This is a genomic window from Phytohabitans kaempferiae (assembly GCF_042433955.1).
Classification (GTDB): Bacteria; Actinomycetota; Actinomycetes; order Mycobacteriales; family Micromonosporaceae; genus Phytohabitans; species Phytohabitans kaempferiae.
Genome location: NZ_JBHLUH010000039.1, coordinates 246686 through 271159, shown reverse-complemented (window position 1 = coordinate 271159; position 24474 = coordinate 246686). Strand labels below are relative to the sequence as shown.

26 protein-coding genes are annotated in these 24474 nt (G+C 72.0%); 12 read left to right on the top strand and 14 right to left on the bottom strand.

The genetic code is table 11. The features are described from left to right. Positions 1 to 21: 21 nt before the first annotated feature. The 5 genes from ACFFIA_RS19775 to ACFFIA_RS19755 all read left to right on the top strand — a co-directional run bounded on the left by ACFFIA_RS19775 (position 22) and on the right by ACFFIA_RS19755 (position 5948). Complete coding sequence (locus tag ACFFIA_RS19775) at positions 22 to 2082, top strand: family 43 glycosylhydrolase (protein WP_377252973.1); 2061 nt, start codon at positions 22 to 24, stop codon at positions 2080 to 2082. Between the two features lie 79 nt (positions 2083 to 2161). After that, complete coding sequence (locus ACFFIA_RS19770; RefSeq protein ID WP_377252972.1) at positions 2162 to 3049, top strand: U32 family peptidase; 888 nt, start codon at positions 2162 to 2164, stop codon at positions 3047 to 3049. A gap of 20 nt (positions 3050 to 3069) precedes the next feature. Then, entirely contained in the window at positions 3070 to 4113 is a 1044-nt protein-coding gene (locus ACFFIA_RS19765) for a LacI family DNA-binding transcriptional regulator (RefSeq protein WP_377252971.1), read from the top strand. Positions 4114 to 4248: 135 nt separating this feature from the next. Continuing rightward, positions 4249 to 5265: a glycerophosphodiester phosphodiesterase family protein gene (locus ACFFIA_RS19760; RefSeq protein WP_377252970.1), complete on the top strand. Its 1017-nt coding sequence runs from the start codon at positions 4249 to 4251 to the stop codon at positions 5263 to 5265. Between the two features lie 293 nt (positions 5266 to 5558). Next, positions 5559 to 5948, top strand: coding sequence for a hypothetical protein (locus tag ACFFIA_RS19755; protein ID WP_377252969.1), 390 nt, complete (start codon positions 5559 to 5561; stop codon positions 5946 to 5948). A gap of 57 nt (positions 5949 to 6005) precedes the next feature. On the opposite strand, the gene ACFFIA_RS19750 is transcribed toward ACFFIA_RS19755, so the two are convergent. Both ACFFIA_RS19750 and ACFFIA_RS19745 read right to left on the bottom strand, forming a co-directional pair. Beyond that, positions 6006 to 6167, bottom strand: a complete 162-nt coding sequence (locus tag ACFFIA_RS19750) for a hypothetical protein (RefSeq protein ID WP_377252968.1) — start codon at positions 6165 to 6167, stop codon at positions 6006 to 6008. A 68-nt stretch (positions 6168 to 6235) separates the two neighbouring features. Further along, entirely contained in the window at positions 6236 to 6649 is a 414-nt protein-coding gene (locus tag ACFFIA_RS19745; RefSeq protein ID WP_377252967.1) for a TetR/AcrR family transcriptional regulator, read from the bottom strand. A gap of 68 nt (positions 6650 to 6717) precedes the next feature. On the opposite strand from ACFFIA_RS19745, the gene ACFFIA_RS19740 reads away from it, so the two are divergent. After that, a complete protein-coding gene (locus ACFFIA_RS19740; protein ID WP_377252966.1) occupies positions 6718 to 7680 on the top strand; it encodes an alpha/beta hydrolase in 963 nt (320 codons plus the stop codon). 140 nt (positions 7681 to 7820) lie between these two features. Next, positions 7821 to 8021 (top strand): hypothetical protein, encoded by a 201-nt coding sequence (locus ACFFIA_RS19735; protein WP_377252964.1) that lies wholly within the window; start codon positions 7821 to 7823, stop codon positions 8019 to 8021. 72 nt (positions 8022 to 8093) lie between these two features. On the opposite strand, the gene ACFFIA_RS19730 is transcribed toward ACFFIA_RS19735, so the two are convergent. Beyond that, the gene (locus tag ACFFIA_RS19730) at positions 8094 to 9035 is read right to left on the bottom strand and encodes a hypothetical protein (RefSeq protein ID WP_377252962.1); all 942 of its coding nucleotides are present in this window, start codon (positions 9033 to 9035) and stop codon (positions 8094 to 8096) included. A gap of 297 nt (positions 9036 to 9332) precedes the next feature. Then, positions 9333 to 9848, bottom strand: a complete 516-nt coding sequence (locus ACFFIA_RS19725) for an ester cyclase (protein ID WP_377252961.1) — start codon at positions 9846 to 9848, stop codon at positions 9333 to 9335. Between the two features lie 32 nt (positions 9849 to 9880). Here ACFFIA_RS19725 and ACFFIA_RS19720 point away from each other — a divergent pair, with 32 nt between their 5' ends. Further along, entirely contained in the window at positions 9881 to 10570 is a 690-nt protein-coding gene (locus tag ACFFIA_RS19720) for a TetR/AcrR family transcriptional regulator (protein ID WP_377252960.1), read from the top strand. 42 nt (positions 10571 to 10612) lie between these two features. On the opposite strand, the gene ACFFIA_RS19715 is transcribed toward ACFFIA_RS19720, so the two are convergent. Both ACFFIA_RS19715 and ACFFIA_RS19710 read right to left on the bottom strand, forming a co-directional pair. Further along, positions 10613 to 10834 carry a hypothetical protein gene (locus ACFFIA_RS19715; protein WP_377252959.1) on the bottom strand — a complete coding sequence of 74 codons (222 nt, stop codon included), beginning with the start codon at positions 10832 to 10834 and terminating at the stop codon, positions 10613 to 10615. Between the two features lie 321 nt (positions 10835 to 11155). Beyond that, positions 11156 to 11980 carry an SDR family NAD(P)-dependent oxidoreductase gene (locus ACFFIA_RS19710; protein WP_377252958.1) on the bottom strand — a complete coding sequence of 275 codons (825 nt, stop codon included), beginning with the start codon at positions 11978 to 11980 and terminating at the stop codon, positions 11156 to 11158. An 83-nt stretch (positions 11981 to 12063) separates the two neighbouring features. Between ACFFIA_RS19710 and ACFFIA_RS19705 the strand changes: the two genes are divergently transcribed. The 4 genes from ACFFIA_RS19705 (at position 12064) to helR (ending at position 16246) form a co-directional block, all read left to right on the top strand. Continuing rightward, positions 12064 to 12663, top strand: a complete 600-nt coding sequence (locus ACFFIA_RS19705) for a TetR/AcrR family transcriptional regulator (RefSeq protein ID WP_377252957.1) — start codon at positions 12064 to 12066, stop codon at positions 12661 to 12663. 319 nt (positions 12664 to 12982) lie between these two features. Further along, positions 12983 to 13591, top strand: a complete 609-nt coding sequence (locus ACFFIA_RS19700; RefSeq protein WP_377252956.1) for a hypothetical protein — start codon at positions 12983 to 12985, stop codon at positions 13589 to 13591. Beyond that, positions 13581 to 13820 carry an immunity protein Imm33 domain-containing protein gene (locus tag ACFFIA_RS19695; protein ID WP_377252955.1) on the top strand — a complete coding sequence of 80 codons (240 nt, stop codon included), beginning with the start codon at positions 13581 to 13583 and terminating at the stop codon, positions 13818 to 13820. Before ACFFIA_RS19700 ends, ACFFIA_RS19695 begins: the two co-directional genes overlap by 11 nt. A 293-nt stretch (positions 13821 to 14113) precedes the next feature. Beyond that, positions 14114 to 16246, top strand: a complete 2133-nt coding sequence (gene helR / locus ACFFIA_RS19690; protein WP_377252954.1) for an RNA polymerase recycling motor ATPase HelR — start codon at positions 14114 to 14116, stop codon at positions 16244 to 16246. A gap of 59 nt (positions 16247 to 16305) precedes the next feature. Here the strand turns inward: helR and ACFFIA_RS19685 are convergent, their stop codons facing one another. The 8 genes from ACFFIA_RS19685 to ACFFIA_RS19650 are packed head-to-tail and all read right to left on the bottom strand — an operon-like array spanning position 16306 to position 24460. Further along, entirely contained in the window at positions 16306 to 17265 is a 960-nt protein-coding gene (locus ACFFIA_RS19685; RefSeq protein ID WP_377252953.1) for an aldo/keto reductase, read from the bottom strand. After that, positions 17258 to 18007, bottom strand: a complete 750-nt coding sequence (locus ACFFIA_RS19680) for an SDR family NAD(P)-dependent oxidoreductase (RefSeq protein WP_377252952.1) — start codon at positions 18005 to 18007, stop codon at positions 17258 to 17260. The genes ACFFIA_RS19685 and ACFFIA_RS19680 overlap by 8 nt, the downstream gene beginning before the upstream one ends. Continuing rightward, a complete protein-coding gene (locus ACFFIA_RS19675) occupies positions 18004 to 18888 on the bottom strand; it encodes a sugar phosphate isomerase/epimerase family protein (RefSeq protein WP_377252951.1) in 885 nt (294 codons plus the stop codon). Before ACFFIA_RS19675 ends, ACFFIA_RS19680 begins: the two co-directional genes overlap by 4 nt. After that, on the bottom strand, positions 18885 to 20351 hold the full coding sequence (locus ACFFIA_RS19670) for a hypothetical protein (RefSeq protein WP_377252950.1): 1467 nt from the start codon (positions 20349 to 20351) through the stop codon (positions 18885 to 18887). The genes ACFFIA_RS19675 and ACFFIA_RS19670 overlap by 4 nt, the downstream gene beginning before the upstream one ends. Then, positions 20348 to 21286 carry a dihydrodipicolinate synthase family protein gene (locus ACFFIA_RS19665; RefSeq protein ID WP_377252949.1) on the bottom strand — a complete coding sequence of 313 codons (939 nt, stop codon included), beginning with the start codon at positions 21284 to 21286 and terminating at the stop codon, positions 20348 to 20350. Before ACFFIA_RS19665 ends, ACFFIA_RS19670 begins: the two co-directional genes overlap by 4 nt. Continuing rightward, positions 21283 to 22257: a hydroxyacid dehydrogenase gene (locus ACFFIA_RS19660; RefSeq protein WP_377252948.1), complete on the bottom strand. Its 975-nt coding sequence runs from the start codon at positions 22255 to 22257 to the stop codon at positions 21283 to 21285. The genes ACFFIA_RS19665 and ACFFIA_RS19660 overlap by 4 nt, the downstream gene beginning before the upstream one ends. After that, a complete protein-coding gene (locus ACFFIA_RS19655) occupies positions 22254 to 23180 on the bottom strand; it encodes a 2-hydroxyacid dehydrogenase (RefSeq protein ID WP_377252947.1) in 927 nt (308 codons plus the stop codon). The genes ACFFIA_RS19660 and ACFFIA_RS19655 overlap by 4 nt, the downstream gene beginning before the upstream one ends. Next, positions 23177 to 24460, bottom strand: coding sequence for a neutral/alkaline non-lysosomal ceramidase N-terminal domain-containing protein (locus tag ACFFIA_RS19650; RefSeq protein WP_377252946.1), 1284 nt, complete (start codon positions 24458 to 24460; stop codon positions 23177 to 23179). Before ACFFIA_RS19650 ends, ACFFIA_RS19655 begins: the two co-directional genes overlap by 4 nt. Positions 24461 to 24474: the final 14 nt, after the last annotated feature.

The window sequence follows — 24474 nt, the reverse complement described above, 5'->3', positions numbered from 1 at the left end:
GCATCCCGGAAAGGAACCGAATTGAGATCAACCAAGGCCGGCCTGGCCGCGGTAGTGGCGGCGGTCACCGCGTCACTGCTGTGCCTGGCGGCACCCGGCCAGGCCAACGAAACAGCGGCTGAGCCCCAGGGACAGGTCCCGCTGACCGGCAGTGTCGGCACGCACGACCCGACCCTCTACAAGGACGACACCACCTACTACGTCTCCGCCACCGACGGCAGCATCCGCAGCGCCCCCACGCTCAGCGGGCCGTGGACGGTCCTCGGCAACGTGCCCCGCGCGGGCTGGACCTCCACCTGGCCCGGCCTGCGAGGTGGCCTGTGGGCGCCCAGCGTGCACCGGATCGGTGACACCTTCTACTACTACTACGCCGTCTCGAACTTCGGCACGAACACGTCCGCGATCGGCCTGAAGACCACCAAGACGCCGGGCGTCCCGTCCAGCTACGTCGACTTCGGCGCCCCGGTCATCACCTCCGGTGGCGCCGACCCGGAGAACAACGCCACCTACAACGCCATCGACCCGGCCATCCAGCAGGACGCGAGCGGCAAGTGGTGGATGGTCTTCGGCTCCCACTTCGACGGCATCTTCGTCGTCCAGCTCGGCCCGGACATGGGCACGACCGTCGGTGCGCCCCGCCTGGTCGCCCACCGCGGCAGCGAGACGTTCCCGATCAGCACCCCGGGCTGCCCGTACCCCCAGGCGACCTGCCCCAACTTCAACCGGATCGAGGGAGCCTCGCTGTTCAAGCGCGGCGACTGGTACTACCTCATGGCGGCCTGGGACTGGTGCTGCCGGGGCAACGGCAACGACAACACCTACAAGATCATGATCGGGCGGTCCAAGACCATCAACGGGCCGTACCTGGACAAGAACGGCGTCGACCTCGCCCAGGGCGGCGGCAGCATCATCCTCAACAGCCGCGCGGCCGAGTCGGGCGTGACGCCGACCGGGCTGTACCGGGCGCCGGGCGCCCCGGAGACGTTCGTCGAGAACGGCGTCTACTGGCTCAGCTACCACGCCTACCGGCCCGGCTCGACCCTCGGCATCCGGCCGATGAACTGGCACGGCGACTGGCCGTTCTTCAACGAGAGCGGCGGCCCGTACGACCTGCGCGACGGTACCTACTACCGCCTGGTCAACCAGGGCGGCATCATCTCCGACCCGGACAGCCTGCAGAACCCGACCGCGAGCGACCGCTGCCTCACCGCGACCGCCAACGGCGACGTCGTGCGGAGCACCTGCGACGGCAGCGCCGGACAGGTGTGGCGGCTCGAGGACGCCGGCGACGGCTTCTGGCGCTTCCGCGGCGCCGGCCGGGCCGCGGGCCACTGCCTCACGATGGCCGACGGCTCGGGCACGGTCGGCACCGACGTCGTGGTCTCCGCCTGCGCCACCGGCCGGACCTTGCAGGAGTGGGCGCTGGATGACACCGGCCACGGCTTCCACCGGGCCACCGTCAAGGAAGCCAACCTCGCCCTCGAGATCGAAAACGGCTGCCAGCCCGCGCTCTCCTACAACTGCGACGGCGTCATCGGCACGAACGTGGTCGGTGGCTTCCCGCGCAACGGTGACCACACCACGGGCAACCTGACCCAGGCCGCCAAGTGGCCGCCGCAGCAGTGGCAGCTCGCCAAGGTGGACCAGCCGCCGGCGAACGCCTGCACGAACACCATCACCGGCCGTCACAACGGACCGCTGACCGTCACCGGAACGCTCTGCCTGCGCGGCGCGACGGTCAACGGACCGATCACGGTCCGTCCCGGCGGCGCCCTCGACGCGGTCGACACGACCGTCAGCGGGCCGGTCTCGGCCACCGGCGCGGCGTGGCTGAGCCTCGTCGGCGGCCGGGTCAACGGCCCGGTCACGGCCACCGGCACCACCGGCGGCGTGGCCATCGTCGGCGCCCAGGTCTCCGGGCCGGTGTCGCTGACGAACAACACCGGCGTCGTGCCGGCGGTCATCTCGGCCAACACCATCAGCGGACCGATGACCTGCTCCGGCAACACCCCAGCACCGACCGACGAAGGCCGCGACAACACCGTCCGCGGACCGCGCTCCGGCCAGTGCGCCAACCTGTAACGATTCCCCGTCCAGGGCCGGCCCGCCACCGCGCGGGCCGGCCCCGCGGACCCGTCCGACCAGCGGAGGTAGCACCTCGATGGACGCCACTCGGTCATTCCTGACGACCCTCGGCCTGCCGGCCGGTGACGGCGACGCGCTCACGCCCTCACCGTTGCGTTTCGACGACGGCGCGCAGTACCGCATCGAGATCCCGTCGGTGGAAGGGCCGGAGGCGTTCGAAGCGGTCCTGGAAGAGGCCGACCGCCACGGCGTGCGCGTACACCGCATCAGCCAGGGCAGCGGCATCATGCTGCTGACCGACGCGGAGATCGAACGGATGGTCGAGCTGGGCCGGCAGCATCAGGTGGAGGTCTGCCTCTTCACCGGTCCGCGCGCGGCCTGGGACATCGGCGCCCAGGTGACCACGGCGTCCGGGCGCGTGCTCGGCGCCAGCCTCCGCGGCACCGAGCAGCTCGTGTACGGCATCGAGGACGTGCGCCAGGGCTGCGACCTCGGCCTGCGCAGTGTCCTGGTGGCCGACATCGGCCAGCTCTGGGTCCTGGCGCGGATGAAGCAGGCCGGCGAGCTGCCGGCCGACCTGGTGCTCAAGGTCTCGGTCTCCCTGGCGGTCGCCAACCCGGCAACCGCCCGGGTCCTCGCGGACCTCGGTGCGACCACCCTCAACCTTCCGGTCGACCTGCCGGTGGCCCACATCGCCGCGATCCGCCAGGCCGTCTCGATCCCGGTCGACGTCTACATCGAGGGCGCCGACGACTTCGGGGCACCGGTGCGCTACTACGAGCTGCCCAGCATCGTGCGCGTGGCGGCGCCCGTGTACGCCAAGTTCACCGTCCGCAACGCCCCCAACATCTACCCGTCGGGCCGGCACCTGCGCGGGGTCGCGATCGACACCGCCCGGGAACGGGTACGGCGTGCCGCGATCGGCGTCGCCCTCCTCAAACGGCACTACCCGGAGGCCGTCTGACTCCAGGGGGCAGCGAGCTGATGGCGAACATCCACGACGTCGCCCGCTCGGCCGGCGTCTCCCACCAGACCGTGTCGCGGGTGATAAACGGCCGCCCGAACGTACGGGCCTCGACGAGGCGCCGCGTGCTGCTGGCGATCCAGGAGCTGAACTACCGGCCCAGCGCGGCGGCTCGGGCACTGTCGCGCGGCCGCAGCCGGTCGGTCACGGTGATCACGACCGACACGACGCTGTACAGCCGCGTGGCGATCCTGAGCGGCATCGAGGAGGCGGCCCGGGAGGCCGGCTTCACCGTCGCCGTCACCGTGCTCGACTCGCTGCGGCCGGCCGCCGTACGCGCGGCGGTCCAGCGCGCGTCCGCCCACGCCGGGGCCGGTCTGCTCGTCATCGCGTACGACAGCCCGGGGATCCGGGCACTTCGGGCTACGCCACGGGGCATTGCCGTCGCGGCGGCGTTGAACGTCGCCAACACCGGCGACCGCGCGCGCTTCCCCTCCGTGGCCCTGGACGACACGACGGCGGCCGGAGCCGCGACCCGGCACCTGCTGGCGCTGGGGCATCCGACCGTCCACTATGTAGCGGAGCCGTACCCGCCGGCGACGGACGCGCGCCGGCAAGGCTGGCGAGCCGCCCTGCGCGCCACGGGCGCCGGCGTTCCGGAGGTGGTGGCCGCCGGCTGGACGCCCAGATCCGGCTACCAGGCGGGCCTCCGCCTCGCCGCCGACCCGGGGGTCAGCGCCGTGCTGTGCGCCAGTGACGGCCTCGCGCTCGGTGTGATCCACGCGCTCCACGAAGCCGGCCTGGCCGTGCCTGACGACGTGAGCGTGGTGGGTTTCGACGACGCTCCACAGTCCGCCTTCTACACTCCGCCCCTACGGTCCGGCTCGACCACCTGGGACTCGGCCGGGAGTGCTTCGCCCTGCTGTACAACGCGTGCGAGCCGGACGCCCCGCCGATGCCGGCCGTCGCCGCGATGCCCGAGCTCATCCTGCGCGCCAGCACGGGCGCTTTCCGGCGGCGCCGCCCCGGGCGGTGAGCGCGGCACACCCCGTAGAGCGTCCTAGGATGTTTCGTGACCCCGCGGCGGACCGTTCCAGGCGTCTCGCCGCGACGCGTGCCACCGCTGTTCGAGTTCGTTCGGCGTTGTCCGGAGGGATTGCGGCGGACCCGAGGGATCGACGCATACTGTCCCGATGCGCATGACCCGACCCCTTCGGCGCGTCGCCGCCATCACCATCGCATCCCTGACACTGATCCCCCTGGGCGCCGTCCCGGCCGTTGCGACCGGATCGGGCAACCGGTGGCTCGACAAGCGGTTCCTGCACATCGCGCACCAGGGCGGCGAGAGCGAGGCACCGTCCAACACGATGTACGCGTTCCAGCGCGCGGCTCGCCTCGGCGCCGACGTGCTGGAGCTGGACGTCCACTCGACCGCCGACGACGTGCTGGTCGCCCACCACGACGCGTCGGTCGACCGCACCACCGACGGCACCGGGCTGATCCGCGAGAAGACCTACCGCGAGCTGCGCGCGCTGGACGCGGCGTACAACTTCGTACCGGGCCGCAACGCCGTGCCCGGGCTGCCGCCGGAGTCGTACCCGCTGCGCGGCGTCCGCACGCACGACAAGCGGCCGCCGCGGGGCTACCAGGCGGTCGACTTCACGATCCCGACGCTGCGTGAGGTGCTCCGCACGTTCCCGCACAGGCCGATCAGCATCGAGATCAAGGGCACCAGCGACGCCGACACCGAGTCGTTCCTGCACAACGCGCGGCTGCTCGCCCGCCTGCTCAACCGGACCGGCCGGACCGGCAACATCATCGTGACCTCCTTCAACGACCAGGCGGTCGCGGAGTTCCACCGGCTGGCCCCCAAGGTCGCGCTGGCGCCCGGACTCCAAGGGCTGACCAACTACTTCTTCGGCGGCGTACGGCCGATCGAGGGCACGGTCGCGCTCCAGGTGCCGGTCACCTACCAGGGCATCCCGATCGCGACGCCGGCGTTCATCGCCCGCGCCCACGCCGACGGGTACGCGGTGCACGTGTGGTTCAGCGGCACCGCCCCGGAGGACGAGGCCACCTACAATGCGCTCATCGACGCCTGCGCGGACGGCCTGATGTCCTCCTGGCCCACGCTGCTGGAGCGGATCCTCGACGAACGCGGCATCGCCCGCCCTGGCTCCCCCGGCTCCGACCCCTGCGCGGAGGACGCAGCCTGACGCCGGCCGCCCACACCGCCTCGACGAGTACGGTCAGCGGCTCGTCGGCATCACGCGCGCGATCCGCACGGACGTGTTAAGTGGACATTAGTAGCGGCTGAAAACGTTGCTGCAGAACACATTCAGCCCGATCGACCTTAGCCGTCCGCCCGCTGGTCGCAAACCGGTCGCGCGGAACGGTCCACACCGGACAAACGGGCGGCGCGAGGTGGCGAGCCGGGCGGCGCGGCCCGTACCGCCCACGGCCGGCCGGTGAAGCCGCTTTGAAGCCGATCATCGCTAGCGTGGCCGGGGTGACCTACCAAACCAGACATCTCATCAGGAAAGCGCTCGTCGCGGTGGGCCTGGCCGCCGCGCTCACCGCCGGAGGGTTGACGAACGCCGGTCCGGCACTGGCCCAGGAGGCGCCGGTGTCCAGCGCGCCGGTCGAGCCGCTCGTGACCGGTTGCAACGGGACCATGCCCAGCGGCTGGCAGCTCCGGGCGGTGTACTCGTACTGCTCGGAGTGCAAGGTGGCCGGCCAGTTCTGGGAGGCGACCGGGAGCTTCCGCGCGCACTGCCAGACGTTCGGAAACGGCGCCCGGCTCTGGACCTTCTGCGTCGCGTGCCGGGGCGAGGAGGAGGCGGCGGACTGGCGGCCGGTCTGGTCCGCCACGCCGGTGCGCCTGGCCGTTCCCGCGTAGCTCGGCCGGCCGGGCGCCCTCGCGAGGGCTCCCGTGCGTGGCTCACGCACGGGAGCCTCACCGGCCAGGCCGCCTCGGCTTGGCCGGGTCGCGCCCCATGCCACCGGCCAGCAGCGTGAAGGCGTCGCCAGCGGTGTGCACGGCCAGGTCGGCGATCTCCTCGGCGGCCACCCCCGCGAGCAGCGCGCGCCGCACCACCGCCACCGTCTCCCGGTGCACGGTGACGATCGCCTCGGCGGTGAGGCGCGGGCGGATGTCGTGCGGCGGGGCGCCCCGCTCGGTGGCGATCAGCTCGGCGAGCGCGCCGGCGTACCGGCTGTGGATCTCGCGCTGCGGGCGCGGAGCGCCGGGCTCGCCGCGACCAGTTCGGCAAGCGCCGTGGCCCGGCGGCGTGCGTCGGGGTCCAGCTCGACGCTCCGGTACCGCTGGAGGAAGAACGCCCGCGCGGCGGAGAGCACCGGCTCCCGCGGCGGCCGGCCACCGACCGCGGCGAGGAGGGCGTCCTGGAATGCGTCGTCCTCGCCGTAGACAAGATCCTCTTTGGACCGGAAGTGGTTGAAGACCGTCTTCTCGGTGACACCGGCGGCCTCGGCCACCTCCGCCACTGTCACCTGGTCGAAGCCGCGCCGCGCGAAGAGCCCGAACGCGGTCACGGCGATCCGCCGGCGGGTCTCTCGCTTGCGCGCCGCGCGCTCGACCACCAGACGGCCCTTTCGTTATAGTCACTGAAATCAGTCGTTACAGCGACTGTACCCAACGGGGGATCCAAATGCCGCTGCTGCCCGAGCTCGTGCCCATGCTCGCCCGCATCGAGGCCGCCCGCGCCCACCTGCCCGACGCGGCGCTGCCGGTGGCCGATCGCCGCGCCGCCATCCACCGAGGCATGGACCAGCGCGCGGCGGCCGTCGCGCTGCCACCGCCACCGGTCGCGGTCACCGACCACACGGTGCCGGTGGAGGACGGCGAGATCACCGTCCGCGTCTACCGGCCCGACGCCGAGGGCCCGCTTCCCGGCCATCTGTACGTGCACGGTGGCGGCTGGTGGCTCGGCACGCTGGCCCACCGCGACACTGTCTGCGCGCGGCGGGCGGTGGACGCCGGCTGCGTGGTCGCCTCGGTGGCGCACCGGCTGGCGCCGGAGCACCGCTTCCCGGTCCCGGTGCGCGATTGCGCGGCCGCGCTGGCCTGGTTGGCCTCGCGAGCGGCCACGCTGGGCGTCGACGCGTCCCGCCTGTCGGTCGGCGGCGACTCCTCCGGCGCCAACCTGGCCGCCGCCACCACGCTCGTCGCCCGCGCCGAGGGCGGCCCGGCGCTGGTCGCGCAGGTGCTGGAGATCCCCGCGCTCGACCTCACGATGAGCCAGCCGTCGGTGGCGGGGCTGACCGGCCCGCTGGTGCTGACCCGTGACGACCTGGCCGCCGACATCGCCCGCTACGCCGACCCGGCCGACCTCGGCGACCCGTACGCCTCTCCCCTGCTCACCCCCGACCTCTCCGGCCTGCCGCCGGCACTGGTCATGACCGCCGAGTTCGACATCCTCCGCGACGACGGCGCCGCCTACGCACGCCGCCTGGTCGAGGCGGGCGGCTCGGCGCGGGTCGTGGAGTGGCCCGGGCACGTGCACGGCTCCCACGAGATGACCGCGACGCTGGAGTCCGCCCGCGAGTGGCAGGCCCAGGTGGCGGCCTTCCTACGCGAGCGACACCAGGGATCTTTCGCGGTCGAGGTCTGAGTGGATCGCTCAGCGCCCGCACGCGCGCCGGGTCAGCGGCAGATCGTGGTATGGCACCGCCCTCATAGAGGCAGTCCCATACCGCGCTCTGTCAAAACCTCGCCCCCCACAGCGCACAGCCAAGGTGCCACACTCAGCGGATGCCGATGGTTGTCACGTTGCGCGCCCTGGGGACCGCAGCCATCGTGGTCGGGCTCCTCGTCACGCTGTTCACGCTGGCCAGCGCCGGTTCCGACCGCCCGTTCGTCCTGGCCACGCTGTTCGTCCTGATCGGGATCGGACTGCGGATCGAGAGCGCGCTAGGGGCCGAAGCCGTGCGGCGGGCCGAGACCCGCGACTGATCTCCGCGAGTGCGTGGTGGCGGGCAGGTGGCCCGCCACCACGGCACCGATCGGCCCGCTCCGCCTGATCTCCTACACCAGCGAGGTCAGGAAGGACATCGAGACGCGGTGCATGTTACGGATGACGTTGCGAGTGGTGGGATCCGGCGAGTACAGGTGCGAACCGGACTCGTACACCACGTAGGCGGAGCCGTTCCACTGTGTCATGCCCTCGGACATGCTCGGCGCACGGAAGCAGTACAGCGAGGCGTTGTCGAGGCTGCCGGTGTAGCCGCGCCGCACGGAGTAGATGTTGCTGCGGTTCTGCCGGCCGTACGAGGTGCTGAACAGGAAGTGGCTACCCGTCACGATCACGCCCTGGGTCTTCGTCGGCACCTCCCAGCCGCTGCCGACGCGGGTGAGCGAGCCGTCGCTGTTGACCGTGTACTGGTACATCCAGCCGCGGACGTCCGGGTCGAACTCGCCGGCGAAGACCGCACCTCCGTAGGTGCCGAGGAACGACGCGGCGGTCACCGTCTGCGAGCCCGCCGACGCGACGTAGCCGCCGCCGTTCTGCAGTGCGGTGCGCAGGTCGGCCGTGCGGTACCGGCGAATCGTGGTACCCGCGCTGATGTAGACCCAACTGCCCACCACCGCGATGCCGCCGGCGTGGAACTCGGCGATGCGCAGCCCGGGCAGGTTCGCGCCGGTCGAGGCGTTGATGGCCTGGATGTAGGCTTCGGCGCCGTCGCGGTACGAGGTGACGAGGATCAGGGCCGTGCCCGACCCGTCCCAGTTGGACCAGGTCGCCGCCCCCTGCGGCGTGTGCGTGTGGGTCCAGGTCAGGTAGTGGCTCGGGTAGAACGGTGGGTCGTACGTGTATCCCGCCGACGGCCCGTCGTACCACGTGGTGGCGTTGCTCGACGCGGTGTCGCAGGTGATCGCGGCCTGGGCGGCGGGCGGCGCCCCCACCGCCGCGACCACGGTCGCGGCCAGGGTCAGCAGGGCGGCCATCAGTGCTCTTCGACGTGGCATGGTGTGTACTCCTCGACGCGTTGGCTTGCGGCTGAAAGGCATCGAGGTCCGGCCGGTCCCCCGCGAAAATCTGAACCTATCGGGCACGGCGGCGGGAGTCCACGGATTCACATGTTCGGATTCGTTCGGAACGTTCGCCGGCCGAACCCGAACCGCCGCCAGGCATGCGCAGGTCGCGGCTGTGTGGGCACGCCTCGGTGAGGAGGTGCGGGAGAGATGGCCGAGAAGCACGAGCCGAACGAGGAAGGGTGAGCGTGAGGAGGAGCCGGGGACGCCGGCAGGGCTGAGACCGGCCGCTCACGCGGCCGCGGACGCCCGCCGGGCCCGGCGCTTGGCCATCGCCATCCGGACCAGGAACAACGGGGTCGGCGGGACCCACCGGAGCTGGCGGGCCATCGCCAGGTCGTCGCGGTTGGCCCAGTGCTCGATGACCTTGCCGTCGGCGACCCGGAACCAGTGGCTCTGGGTGACGGCGAAGGCGGCGCCGGTGGCGGGGAACGCGTCAGCGACCCGAGCGTGCTCGTCATAGGCGACGAAGGTGCCGGCGTGCCGGCCGGACATGGTGGTGTGCAGCGCCACCAGGTCGCCGTCGACCGCCGCGGCCCGCACCTGCCAGCGCAGGTCGGCGAAGGCGGCGCGCAGCCACAGCGCCGAGGCGTGGAACGCGGCGGGACCGCGCCCGCGGCACGCCGGTGGCTCGGCCGACGCCTCCCGGTTGACCGCCTCGGGATGGATGATTCGTTCGAACGCGGCGAGATCCCCGTCCGCCATGAGGCGAACAGCCTGCTCGCAGACGGACCGGTGGTCTGCCACAATTAGTTCCACAGGCAGAGTATCCAATACACATGAGCAGGAAGCAAATGTCTCCTCGGCCGTACGACAACACGACCCGCACCGAGCAGGCACGGGCGCTGCGCCACCGCGTGATCGACGCGGCACGCGAGCTGATCGTCCAACGCGGGCCGGTCGCCGTGAGCATCCGCGACATCGCCGACCGCGCCGCCGTCTCCCGGGAGACGGTCCAGAAGGCGTTCGGAAGCAAGTCCGCGCTGATCAAGACGGTCTACGACGCGACCGTGGCCGGCGACGACGAACCCACCGCCCTGGCTGACCGGCCGCAGATCACCCAGATCATCGGCACACCGGACCCCCGGGAGAAACTCTCGCTCTACGCCGCGCTCGCCAGGCACCTCGGCGAACGCCTCGCGCCGCTACTGTCCAAGCTCCGGGCCGGCGCCAACAGCGGCGATCCCGATCTGCGCGAACTTGTCGACAAGCTCGACGCCGAACGCCTCACCGGTGTCGGCCAGCTCGTCCAGCACCTCGCCGACACCGGCTGCCTCCGCGCCGGCGTGGAGACAGCACACGCCCGCGACCTCGTCTGGGCACTCATCTCCCCCGAGATGTACGACCTGCTGGTCACCAACCGACGATGGTCCCCCGACACCTACCAGACCTGGCTCACCAAGGCCCTGACCGACGCCCTCGCACCGGCGACCGGGATCGGCGAGACCGGCGACGCCGCATCGGGGTAGATCGGCGGATCGGCTTCGAGAGCCGCCTGCCGGCGGATGGGATCATGCCGAGGTGACTGAGCGGGTACTCCTCGGGGCGGCCACGCACCCGGCCAGGAGCGCGGACACACCGGGCTCAGCGGTGACGGTGGCGTGCATGACGTTCCCGGCCACGGAGACTCCCGTGGCGGCGATGAGCAGCAGCCACGGGTACCACGCGGAGCGGTGCCCGTCGAGGGCGAACGCCGCGACGGTCGCGACCACGATCAGGCCGTCCACGATCACGGTTCGCGCGACTGTGCCGAGGCCGGTGCCGTCACACGCAGGGCATGCCCGCCTGACCAGCGACGCTGACAACGACATCGACTGGCTAGAACAGTTCATCAACCGTATTGCGGACCCGAACTATGCCTGGCCAACCAGCGTCGGAGACGGCCACTAGGTCACCTCTGCGGGCGTTCAGTCTGTTCGCTGCGGCCTTGGCGATGGGGCTTAGGAAGGTCTGCGTTCGGGCGCGGAACGGGAATGACGATGGACCGCCATGGCGGTGAAGTCATGGGCGCTCCCGTACTCGCACGGATCGTGTCCTACCCGCCATTCGCTCGTCTATGTTCCTTTCTCGTCCGTCCCAGCGAGGTTGTCGAGGCGGGTGGCGTCTTGTTCGTCGGTGGGGCCGACGACGAGCGGGACGAGTTTGGGGCCGCGGTAGGCGGCTCGGCCGGGGGCAGGGTTGTCGATGAGGTCAATGAGGGGGCGCACGGCGTCGGCGGGCTGCTGGCCCATCAACGGCGCCAGGATCGTGGCGGCGAGCTTCATGCCGATGCCGACATCGCCGGCGAAGCTGGAACGGACCAGGCGGGCTGGCCCCCAGGTCACATAGCTGAGGTCGGGATTGTCTCGCGTGGCGAGGATGCCGAGCAGTTCGTTCGCTCGCCGCTGCTGCGCGTTGGACTTGCCGAACGTGAATCCCCGCGTCAGCTCGGGATCATCGAAGTCGATCGCGTCAGCCTTGGCTCCGGGCACAGACGTGTTGACGACGACCGGGCGATCGGACGCTCGAAGCTGTTTGGCGAGCCCTGTGACCAGGACGTACTTGGAGAGGAAGAACAGCGCCCAGGACGCCTCATGTCCTTCGGTGGTGATGTGGCGGCGACTGCGGATGAATGAGGCGGCCAGCACCAGGGCGTCGATCTGCTCATAGCGGGCGGTCAGGTGCGCGACGACTCGGCGACTGTCGGTGACGAGCGACAGGTCCGCGGCGACGAACTCCGCCCGCTCGGCCGTGGAGGGGTCGCTGAGCGCCGAGACCAGCGCGTCGAACTTCGCGCGACTGCGGCCGATGACGACCACAGGGTCTCCTGCTGTCAGGAAGTGGCGTGCCAGCGCCGCTCCCATCCCGTCCGTGCCTCCAGTGATGACGACCGTCCTCATGGCCACTCCTTTTTCGGAACCGATGTTCCGTTTCACTTTAACATCTAAGAGGAACGCCGGTTCCGTCTTGATATCATCGGCATGTGACCGGGGAGCGCAGACAACGACGCGATGCGGTCGCCAACCGCGCCCGAATCATTGAGGCCGCCGCACAGGTCTTGCGCGAGGAAGGGATGGGCGCGGACATGCGCCAGATCGCCGCAGCATCCGGCGTCGGCATCGGCACCCTCTACCGACACTTCCCCACCCGAGACGACCTGGTGCACGCGGTGACCGGCACTGACCTCGCCGCCCTTGCCAACGCCGGCCTCTCCGCGGACAAGACCGCAGCTGACGCTTTGCGTGAGTTCTTCACCGGCGCCATCGCCCAGCTGGTCGACAACAGAGCGATGGTCGATGTTTTGACCGGCGGCTCACCGGCCGACGAGGACGTGCAACGATGCATCGCCCACCTCACCCGAGTCGGCCAGGATGCCGTCGATCGCGCACGCCACGATCACAGCCTCGCCGCCGATGTCACCGCCAGCGATATCGCCTACCAGCTGATGGGCCTGGCCCGCGTCGCTCAGCTCCTTCCCGACCCGAGCCCAAGCACCGTCACCCGGCACGTGGAACTCGCGCTCCGCGGCCTCATCGCGTCTGACGTCGCTGTGTCCTCCAGACCAGCCACGACCTCGACGTAACTTCACAGGCCGCGCTTCCCGAGTTCCGCCTTCATGGAATCGCCCAGTCCCAGCGACGAGCTCCGTCGGCGGCCGGTGGCTCGGACGGCGTAGATCATGCCAGCCGGCGGGATCGTCGCCTTCCGCTGGCAGGAGCCACCCCCACCGGACGGCGCGGCCACCGTCGGCGGACGTCCTTGGCCCGACGAGGGCTACGAACGGCGCGTCATGCGTTGGGCCGAGTCCGTGTGGTCGACCTGGAGTCCGCACCGCGAGACCATCCGCTCCTCGATGAGACGGACCTGTCCGGGTCCGAGCTCGTGATGGAACGAGCTGCACGATGAAGATCGACACACCGTCCGGTGTGCTCGTCGTACTGGATCCCGGGCTGGGCCGGTTCTGGCGGCACACCAGGGATCCCCGGTCGCCTCGGCCCAATGACGGCGAGGAGATCGACCTGGCGATCACCGGTCCCGACGCCGTGGCGGCAGGGCGCGCCTATGACCGGCAGTTCGATCCGCGGTACCTGTACGACATCACCGAGCCGGTTCAGAGGGTGATGGTCGAGCACGGCCAGTTGCTCTGTGTCGACCTAGAGGCTCTCGGCGAGCTCCGCGTGTGGGAGTCGCTTGACGGGCTCGGCGACGTCGTGTTCCGGAGCGCCGACGCCAGCGACCTCGCCGACCGCGTTGGTGTGCGGCGGCTCGACGACGGCGAGTTCGGCTGGACCGACCTGCCGATGGCCGAGGCCGGCGCCCGAGCCGACCACACCCAGCGGCTAATCGACAACCGTTGGGGGGACGGGATCTTCACGGTCGTCCGTCACCTCGACGCCGCCGGCGAACTCGTCCGGATCCGACTTGACGTCGGCGACGAGGACACAGCGCCGATGGCGCCGGGTCTGGCTGATGACCTGCGGCGCGGTGGTGTCCCGCCTGGTGTGGGATGACGGTGAACCGCCCCGGTTCATCGAGCGGGCACCGACGAGCCGCCCCGACGACAGCGGCTGGCTGATGGTGTCCGGGAGCGAGTCGGAGCAGTTCATGGAGGACCCCACGAACTTCCGGATCGTCCACGTGCGACAGCTGGTCGACCGCTTTCCGCCGCTCAAGGCCGTAGTCGACGCACCGGCCGGATCGTCGTTTCACCTGCGGGACGACGCGTACGTGGCCGACTGAGCCAGGGGCGTCGGAGGGGTGGGCGGTGAGTGTGGATAAGGCGGTGAGTGCGGATAAAGCGGTGAGTGCGGATAAAGGGAGGGAAAAGACCTACTCCCTGCCACTCTGAACATATACCACAGAGGGGGTCTTGCGGCAAGACCCCGGTCGTGCCGCAGAATCGTCGGCCGAGGCCAGGACCTGCCGAAATGGGAGCGGGCGGACTGCGTGCCGTTGGCGGCGTACATCCGTGCGCAGGTGGTCGCAAGTGGCCTCAGATCGGAGCTGATGACGTGAACCCGCTGAGTACCAGCGTGTTTGATCTTCCCGACCGCCTCTCCGCCAAGGCCGACCCGAGGCTGATCGCCGGCGACGAGCGGCACTTCGCGGTCATCGCGGGGAGCCTCGAACGGTCGATCGACGACCTGTCCGACCGCCTCGACGCCGCGCGCAAGGCGCCCGGCGGCAAAGGCCGGCAGGCGTTGGACCGGGACCAGGAGGTCCGCCGGCTGGCCTCTCGCCTGCGTACGCTGCGTCGTTACGGCCTGGACCTGTGCCTCGGACGCATGGTCGACGCGGACACCTCCGAGACCGTGTACGTCGGGCGGATCGGCCTCACCGACGGCGCGGGCCGGCGGCTGCTGCTCGACTGGCGCTCCCCCGCGGCTGAGCCGTTCTTCGGCGCGACCCACGCCAACCCGATGGGCCTGGCGAGCCGCCGCAGGTACCGCTGGACCCGCGGCCGGATCACGGACTACTGGGACGAGGTGTTCACGCCGGAAGGGCTCGACGGGCACGCCGCGCTCGACGACCAGTCCGCCTTCATCGCCAGCCTGGGCGGCAACCGCTCGGACCGGATGCGGGACGTGCTCGGCACCATCCAGGCCGACCAGGACGCCATCATCCGGGCCGGTTCGAGTGGCGCTCTCGTCGTCGACGGCGGTCCCGGCACGGGCAAGACGGTCGTCGCGCTGCACCGCACCGCGTACCTGCTCTACGCCGACCCGCGCCTCGGGCACCGCCGGGGCGGCGTGCTGTTCGTCGGTCCGCACCAGCCCTACCTGAACTACGTCGCCGACGTCCTGCCCAGCCTCGGCGAGGAGGACGTGCAGACCTGTACCCTGCGGGACCTCGTCCCCGAGGGAGCCGCGGCGGCGATCGAGGCCGACCCGGACGTGGCCCGGTTGAAGTCCTCCGCGGACCTGGTGAAGGCGGTCGAGGCGGCCGTCCGGTTCTACGAGGAACCGCCGGACAAGGGGATGCGGATCGCGGCCCTCGACTCGGACATCTGGCTGAGCGCCGACGACTGGGCCGAGGCGTTCGGGGCGGCGGGATCCGGTGCCCCGCACAACGAGGCGCTCGACCAGATCTGGGAGGAGCTGCTGGCGATCCTGGTGGACAAGTACGACGGCGACGAGCCGGAAGGGCTGGTCCGCGAGTCGCTGCGGCGGAACGGGGAGCTGCGCGCCACCGTCAACCGCGCCTGGCCGCTGCTCGAAGCGACCGACATCGTCGGCGACCTGTGGACCGTACCCGCCTACCTGCGCCGGTGCGCTCCCTGGCTCAGCCCCGACGAGGTCCGGAAGCTGCGACGCACGGACGCCCACGCGTGGACGGTGTCCGACCTGCCGCTGCTGGACGCGGCACGGCAGCGGCTCGGCGATCCGGAGGCGTTTCGGCGCCAGCGCCGGGACGACGCCACTCTCGCCGTCGAACGCGAGCGCATGGCCACGGTCGTCGACGACCTGCTCGCGGCCCACACCTACGACGACGGCGAAGGCGTGCTGATCATGCTGCGCGGGCAGGACATGCGCGAGTCCTTAGTGGACGAGACGGTACTGCCGGCCGTCGAGCCGGACCGGCTCGCCGGCCCGTTCGCGCACATCGTCGTGGACGAGGCTCAGGAGCTGACCGACGCGGAGTGGCAGATGTTGCTGCTGCGCTGCCCGTCACGGAGCTTCACGATCGTCGGGGACCGCGCCCAGGCCCGGCACGGCTTCACGGAGTCGTGGCGGGAGCGGCTCGAACGGGTCGGACTCGACCGGATCGAGCTGGCCTCGCTGAGCATCAACTACCGGACGCCGAAAGAGGTCATGGCGGAAGCCGAGCCGGTCATCCGTGCCGCGCTCCCGGACGCCAACGTGCCGACCTCCATCCGCGGCAACGGCCTCCCCGTCGTACACGGATCGGCTTCGGATCTGGGCTCGATCCTCGACACCTGGCTCGCCGAGCACGCCGAGGGGATCGCCTGCGTCATCGGCGACCCCGCGTTCCGGGCGAGGTCCCGCGTCCAGTCGCTGACCCCGGAGCTGTCGAAAGGGCTCGAGTTCGACCTCGTCGTCCTCGTCGACCCGGAGGCGTTCGGCAAGGACATCGAGGGAGCGGTCGACCGCTACGTCGCGATGACCCGGGCGACCCAGCGACTCGTCATCCTCACGAGCCCCTGACCCAGGTCCGCACGCGGGATCGTGGTGCCCGGCCGCCGTCACGGGAGCCGGGTACCACGTCAGCGGCTGGCGGCGTCGAGCGCGGCGAGTTCGTCGGTGTCCAGGGTCAGCCCGGCGAAGGCCATGATCTCGGTCAGCTGGTCCGGCGTGCGGGCGCTCGCGATGGGCGCGACCACCGTGGGCTGTCGGGCGAGCCAGGCGAGTGCCACCGCGCCGACCGACACGGCACGCCGGTCGGCGATCACCTTCAGGGCGTCGACCACGCGCTCCCCGCCGCGTTCCCGGTACCGGGCGGCAGCCGCCGAGCGAGGGCTGGCCGGCGCCGACCCACCGCTGTACTTGCCGGTCAGGTATCCGCTCGCGAGGCCGTAGTACGGGAAGCAGGCCAGGCCGTGCCGGGCCACCACGGCGCGCAGGTCGGTCTCGTACGCCTCCCGCTCGACCAGGTTGTAGTGGGTCTGGAGAGCGGTGAACGGCGCCCAGTCGTTGGCGGTCGCGGTCTTCAGCGCCTGGTCCAGCCGTTCGGCGCCGAAGTTGGAGGCGCCGACGTACCGCACCTTGCCCGCCCGGACCAGGCTGTCGAAGGTCTCCAGCGTCGCCTCGAGCGGGGTCTCGGTGTCGTCGAGGTGGGCGTAGAGCACGTCGACGTAGTCGGTGCCGAGCCGGCGCAGTGAGGCGTCGACCGCGGCGCGGACGGTCGCGGGCGCCAGCCCCTCCAGGCCCGGCATCCGGCCGCACTTGGTCGCGATCACCAGGTCGCCGCGGTCGACGCCGGTGGCGAGCCATCCCCCGATGATCGTCTCTGACTCGCCGCCGATGTTGCCGGGGACCCACGAGGAGTACTGGTCGGCGGTGTCGACGAAGTTGCCGCCGGCCGCGGCGTACGCGTCCAGCACGGCCCGGGACTGGCGTTCGTCGCAGGTCCAGCCGAGGACGTTGCCGCCGAAGCAGAGCGGCGCGACCCGCAGGTCGGTGCCGGCGACCGGCAGCCGGGCGGCGAGGGCACTGTGGTCAGACAAGAGTTCGTCCTCCGTCGACGTGGATGACCTGTCCGGTGATGTAGGCGGACCGGGGCGAGGCGAGCAGGGCGACGATTCCCTGTACGTCCTCCACCTGGCCGAGGCGCCCGGTCGGGACGAGCCCGGTGAGCTTGTCCTCGACGCCCGGCTTGGCGAGATGCCGGAGGGTCAGTCCGGTCGGTGTGTAGCCCGGCGCGATCGTGTTCACGGTGACGCCGGCCGACGCCCACTCGTGGGCCATGACCCGGGCGAACTGGTTGAGTGCTCCCTTGGAGGCCGCGTACGCGCCGTGGTCCCGGTGGGCCAGCGTGCCGGCCACGGACGAGAACAGGATCAGCCGACCCTCCCCCCGAGCCGTCATGATCGCGCCGGTGGCCTGCGCGAAGTGGAACGCCGAATCGAGGTTGACCGAGAGCAGGTGACGCCAGCCGTCCGCGGTGACGGACAGGATGGGCCGCCGGTCGTTGACGCCGACCGCGTGGACGGCGACGTCCAGTCCGCCCATCCGGTCGGCCATCTCGTCGACGGCGGCGCGGGTCGCCTCCCGGTCAGTCAGGTCGACGCGCCGGGTCGGGATGTCCGGATGGGCGGTCGCCACCTCGCCAAGCACGTCCGGCGAGCGGTCGAGGGCCGCGCAGGAGCAGCCGAGGTCGGCGAGAGCGTCGATCACCGCGCGGCCGAGCCCGCCCGCGCCGGCGACGAGTACCCGCCGTCCGGCCAGGCCCCACCAGTCTGCCGTCATCGGGCGCCCTCGGCCGAAGCGATCATTCCGGTGACGGCGTTCAGGCTCGCCACGCACCATTCCTCCAGGAGGTCGGGGCTGGTGAACGGGTCGATCGTCCACCAGCCGTCGTATCCGTCCGCGATCAGCCGGTCGATCAGGGCGGGCCAGCCGACGGCGCCCTGCCCCACGACGACCGGCAGGAACGGCCCTTCGAGCCCGTCGACGAAGAGCCGCCGCGCGGCGGGCTCGTCGCGGTGCCGCTCCTCGAAGCGGACGCAGTCCTTGGCGTGCACGGCCCCGATGTACGGCCGCAACCGCTCGTACGCCTCGGGGAACGCCGGCTCGCCGACGGCCACGAAGTTGGCCGGGTCGTAGCAGACGCGCACGCCGTCGGGTCCGGTACGCCGGGCGAGCGCTTCGAGGCTCTCCACGGATCGCGACGCGTTGACCCCGTGCGTGTCCTCGCCCCGCTGGTCCAGGTTGTTCTCCACCAGGATCGTGAGGGACCGGCTGGCGGCTTCGGCGAACAGCGGTGCGAGTTGGTCGGCCAGGATGTCGACGGCCTCGCCCCGGGTACGCACGTCTGGCGCGGCGCAGTACACCTGGATCGCCGGCGCACCGAGCGCGACGGCGTCGTCCATCGCCTCGACGAGGATGCGCGCGGCGTCGGCGGGCGGCTCGATGCCGCCGAGCCGGATGTCGCGGCTCGGCACGTTCAGGCAGCAGACGCTCAGGCCCGCGTCGTCGAGCATGCGCCGGTACGCACCGACCGGATGTTGCCCACGGTTCCAGGGCCAGTAGTCGATGCCGGTCACGCCGAGGCGGCCGGCGAACGACAGCAGGTCCTCGGCCGAGTACTGGTCGAAGAAGAACCCGGACAGCGCGATCCGTGGGCTCATCGGTTCACCTCCGCGCGGTTGAGGTCGGCGAGGACGTCCAGGCCGGTGGAGACGAGCCGCTTCTCCCACTCCGGGGTCGGCCCGGCCGGCCGCAGGTAGTTCTGGTGCGACTCGATCTCGTACCCGCCCTGCTCGAAGGCGGCCGCGGTGGGCACGTAGAACAGGACGCCGTTGGTGTAGCCGCTGACCAGCGTGGTGCGAAACGGAGACCCGGCCCGGATCTGGAGCCCGATCTCCACGAACAGCTCCGCCGGGATGCCGATCAGGGCCAGGTCTCCGATCCGGATGCCCTGGACCTCGACGTCCTCGGTCAGCGCCTCGCCGCGTCGCACGGCCGCCAACTGCATCTCGGTCCAGATGACCCGCCGCCGCGCCCGCAGCCGGGTCGGCAGGTCGGCCTGCTGATCCCGGACGGCGTCGAAGTGCTCGACGGCCGAGGCGTACGCGGCGGCGGCCTCCTCGGGAGCCGGCAGCTCGCGCAACGGCAGCGTGACCGTGGTCGACGTACTGGCCACGACCGGGTCGGAGTGCCGGGCGTCCTGGTAGACCCAGCCGGTGACCGACGAGTTCGACGTCGACGAGCGCCAGTGCACGCGATGGTCGCGTACCCGGTGCTCCACGAGCCGCTGGTACACGCGGACCGCTTCGCAGGCCAGCTCCGTGCCCAGCCGGTCGGCCTCGCGTACCCCGTCGTCGCCGGTCACGATGCCGCACAGCGGGTCGATGTCGCCGGCGCAGCCCTGTAGGAAGAGTGCCATCGCGCCGGTGAGCCGCTCGGTGACATCGCGGGCCGCGCCGACGAAGTCGGGCGAGATCAGTCCGGATTTGGGGCCGAGCACATCCGGATGGCAGGAGTAGTGCACCACCGCCGCGATCGGCCGGCCGCCGACCTCGTCGAAGCGCACGACGCCCACCGTCGGGTCGACGATGCCGTCCGGGTTCTCGCCCAGGAGCAGGTTGCCGTCGGGGCCGACCTCGCGGCGGTTCACGCCGACGGTGACCGTGCCGGTGCCGTGCCCGACGACCGCGGGACGCGCGCCCGCGACCGCGACGGCGCTGATGCCGGCCGCCTTCGCGACGACCTCCCGGAAGTACAGCTCGGCCAGCTCGACCTGCTCGGCCTCGGTCTGCGGGTCGAACTCCCGCGCGCTCGGCGGCGCCGGCGTCGCGTGGGAGTGGCTGACGTTGACGAAGATGTCGGCCGGGCCGATCCGCGCGGCCACCGCGGCCCGGAGCTGGGCGACCTCCTCCGGCGAGAGGTGGACGAGGTCGCAGGCGAGCACGATGACGGGCGTCCGGCCGCCGAGCAGGGCGAGTGCGGTGAGGGCCAGGGGGCGGTCGACCGCCTCCGAGCCCTTCTCGCGCAGGGTCCCGGTGAGGCGCAGGCCCACCGGCGGGGTGATGTCGGCGCGGGCGGCCCCGACACGAAGGCGAGCGTCGGCGGGGTCCTTGTCGAAGGTCATGGGGATCCGTCCGGGTTCGTCAGAGGGGCGAGGGCGGAGAGCGCGGTGAGCAGGGCTTCGAGGGCGTCGCCTCGGGGCGGCCGCAGCGGCGCGCTCACCTGCGGGGAGGCGATGACGCCCCAGTGCCACAACGCGGTCTTGACGGCACAGATCGCGGTGGCGTTCGCGGAGGTCGCGACGACGTGCCCGGTCATCTGCTCGTACGCGGAGATCGTGTCGATGTCGGCTCGCGCCCCGGCGCCCGGCTGGAGGAACGCCCGGCGGCAGGCGGCCGGGGCGACGTTGGCCATCGCCGGCACGACCCCGTGGGCACCGACGGCGGTGGCGACGTCGACGAGGGTCCGCGTGCCCAGGAGCATCGCGAACGCGTCGGGTCCGACCGCCTCGCGGGTGCGGTCCGCGACGAGGCGAAACCACTGCAGGTTGTTCTGCGAGTCCTTGATCCCCTGGAGGATCCCGTCGGCCGCCAGCACCACGACACTCCCGGCCTCCAGGGCCGGCCGGACGTTCTGCGGGATGTTGTAGGCGAACAGCGGAACGTCGGCGTGGGCCTCCTTCAGCGCCCGGTAGTGCCCGTCGATCTCCGCCGCGCTGTGCGGGTAGTAGAAGGGCGGCGTCGCCGCCAGGCCGTCGGCGCCGGCCCGGACCGCGTCCCGACCGGTACGGATCGCGAGCGCCGTACCGGGCTGGCTGACGTTGACCACGACCGGAACGCGTCCGGCGACCTCGTCGCAGACCACCTCGACAAGGCGCGTGCGTTCCGCGGTGTCCAGCGCGGCGAACTCGCCGGTGGTGCCGAGCAGCCACACCCCGTCCACGCCCGCCGCCAGCAGCGCCCGGACGAGCCGGCGGGCCGAGCCCTCGTCCACGGTCTCGTCCGGATGCATCGGGGTGACCATCGGCGCGATGACGCCGCGCAGGCGGATGTCGGTCACGTGGCGCTCCCGGTGGTCGTGGGGTGGGGCACCGGCCGGGCGGCCGGGCCGCCGCCGAGGACGGCCAGCACGTCGGTGGCGACGCCGACCGACATGCGGCGCGCGGCCTCCTCGGTGAGGGCGGCGCTGTGCGGGGTGAGGACGGTGTTGGGCGCGGAGAGGATCGGGGCGGACGCCGCGGGCGGCTCCTGCGCGAAGACGTCGAGCCCGGCCCCGGCGATCGTCCCGTCGGCCAGCGCCGCCGCGAGGGCGTCCTCGTCCACCACGTCTCCCCGGGAGACGTTGACCAGCAGGGCGTGCGGGCGCATCGCCCGAAGTCGCGCGGCGCCGATCAGGTGCCGGGTCCGCGGCGTCAGCGGCACGTGGACGGTGACGACATCGCTGTCGCGCAGCAGGTCGTCGAGGCTCACCGGCGACGCGGCGAGCCCGTCGTCCGCGCCGGTGACGCGGAACGGGTCGTGGTAGAGCACGCGCATGCCCAGGCCGAGGTGGCAGATGGCGGCCACCGCGCGACCGATGGCGCCGAACCCGATGACGCCGACGGTCGCGCCGGCGAGTTCCGATCCGCCCAGCGCGTCGCGGGCCGACCAGTCCCGGTCGCGTACGGCGCGGTCCTGCCGGTGCAGTCGCCGGGCCAGCGCGAACATCATGGCGACCGCGTGCTCGGCGACGGACTGCGCGTTGAGGCCGGCGGTGTTGACGACGGTGACCGCATGCTCGGCCGCGGCGTCGAGGTCGATGTTGTCCACGCCGACGCCGTACCGGCCCACCACCTTCAGGCGCGGCGCCTGGCGGAAGAAGTCCCGGTCGAGCCGGCCCCGGGCGCGGAGGATCACCGCGTCGACCCGGTCGGCGTGCTCCAGGAGGGCCGCGGAGTCGACCGACGCCGCGACGGTGACGGCGGCCCGCTCCTCCAGCAGCCGGCGCCCGTCGGGATGGATGGGCTCGGAGAGCAGCACGGCGGGCCTCATCGCGGTACGTCCACTGTGGAGCGGGAGCGGACGAAGTCCCGCGCGTTGCCCAGTGCCGCCGCGACCGCCCGTCGCCGCACCTCCGGCGCGCCGGCCGCGACGTGCGGGCTGAGGACGGTGTTGTCCAGGGCGAGCAGCGGATGGCCGGCGGGGAGCGGCTCGGGCTCGAAGACGTCAAGTCCGGCCCCGGCGATCGTGCCGCGGGCGAGCGCCTCGGTGAGGGCGGTGAGGTCGACGAGCCCACCGCGGGCGGTGTTCACCAGAATCGCGGTCGGCTTCATCGACGCGAGTTCGGCCGCTCCGAGCGTGGGGCGGTCGCCCCGGGCGTACCGGAGGTGGAGGCTGACCACGTCGGAGCGTTCGAGCAGGTCCGGCAGGGGGGTGAGGTGCACTCCCCCGGCCTCGGCCGCCCACCGCGCGGAGTCCTCCCGGCGCGCGGTGGCGAGCACGCGCATGCCGAACGCGGCGCCGATCCGGGCCACGCGCCGGCCGACGGCCCCGAGGCCGACGACGCCGAGTACCCGGGACGCGAGCGTGGTGCCCCAGACCTCGGGCGGCGGCAGCCCGGCGCGGACCCGGCGGTCGGCCCGCGGGAGGGACCGGGTGACCGCGAGCATCAGCGCGAACGTGTGCTCGGCGATCGCGTCGGTGCCGTAGTCGGCGACGTTGCTCACGCGTACGTCGCGGGCGGCGGCGCGGTCCACGTCGACCAGGTCCCACACGCCGGTGCCGGGGAACGACAGCAGGCATCCGCTCGGCACGAGCGCGAGCAGCCGGTCGTCGATGGGCTCGTCGACGCAGAGGGCGGACGGCGCCGCGACCGTACCCGACTCCAGGAGCGCCCGGAGTGAGTCGTAGGCGACCGCCGGCTCGCCCGCCTCGCCGGCCCAGGCCGAGGGGACGTAGACCGTTCCCGCGCTCATACCGCCTCCGCCATCGCGTCGACGGCGTCGAGCACCTGGGCCACGCCGTCGAGGCTGAGCGGTGTCGCGACGCTCTCGTACCGGTTCTTGGCCATCTCGTCCGGTGGCGACAGGTAGCCGGGGTAGTCGTTGGCGTAGCCGGCGACCCGGAGCAGCCGGTCCGGGGTACGGCTCTGGAGGCGCAGCGCCGTCTCGACGAACGGCTCGCCCGGGATGCCCAGCAGGACAAGGGGGCCGAGACGCAGCAGCGACACCTCGGTCGTCAGGGACCGGGCGGTGCGCCACCGCTCGGCGACGGCGGGGTTGTGCGGGATGTGCCGCAGCAGGCGGTCGAGCTGGTCGGCCGGCTTGAGCGGCGCCTCGACGGCCCGGACCGCGCCGCCGGCTCCCTGTCCCGGCAGCAGCGGGCCGGTGGCCGTCATCGCGGCAGTCCGGAGCACCTCGCCCCCGAGTGCCGTGGCGAAGCGGGCCGCCGCGGGGATCGAACGGATGCGCGGGTCCTGGCCCCGCCGCCCGGCCAGTACGACGTTCTCGCCGCCGGCGTAGGGGAAGGTGCGCGGGTTGATGTTGCCGGCCCCGCCGTTGACGAACAGCGCGACCCGGGGGCCGCCCGGCACGGCCTCCAGCGCCGCCGAGCACAGGCCGGGGAACTCGCCGGAGATCGACCGGTTCTGCGTGCCGACGATGACGGGATGGCAGGCGTACCCGTAGACGAGCGCCAGGCAGGAGCCGTCCGCGGCGTCGAGGCGCAGCACCGGCACGTCCGGGTCGACCGGTCCCGTGGCCTCCCGCCGGTTGACCGTCAGGTCTTCGAGGTGCCCGACGCCGACTCCGGCCGTGGCCGGCTGCCGGCTCTCGACCGCCTCGGCGACCGCCCGGACGACCGAGTCGACGACCGCCGCCGTCACCGACGGGTGGACCGGCGTCCAGTGGCCGGTGAAGTCCGGGCCCGAGTGGTTGTGCGTCGCCACGAGCATCACGGAGCTTTCCGGGATCCCGTAGGCGTCCCGGACCCGGTGCCGCACGGTGGCGGTGACCGCGGCGGTGACGACGCAGACGTCCAACGACACCAGCACCGCCGTGCCGTCGCCGTCGGTCAGCGCCACCGCGCGGGCGTACGTCGGGTCGGCCACGCCGACGGAGTCGCCGGCCCGGCCGACGTACCCGTCGTGGTCGCGTGGACCGCCGTCGATCGGATGGATGACCGGGTATCCGGCCATCGGGACGGCCGACCGGGGCGTGATGTCCGCCCGGCCGACCCCCACCTGAAGGTTGCTCACGGCCTCGGCGCCCC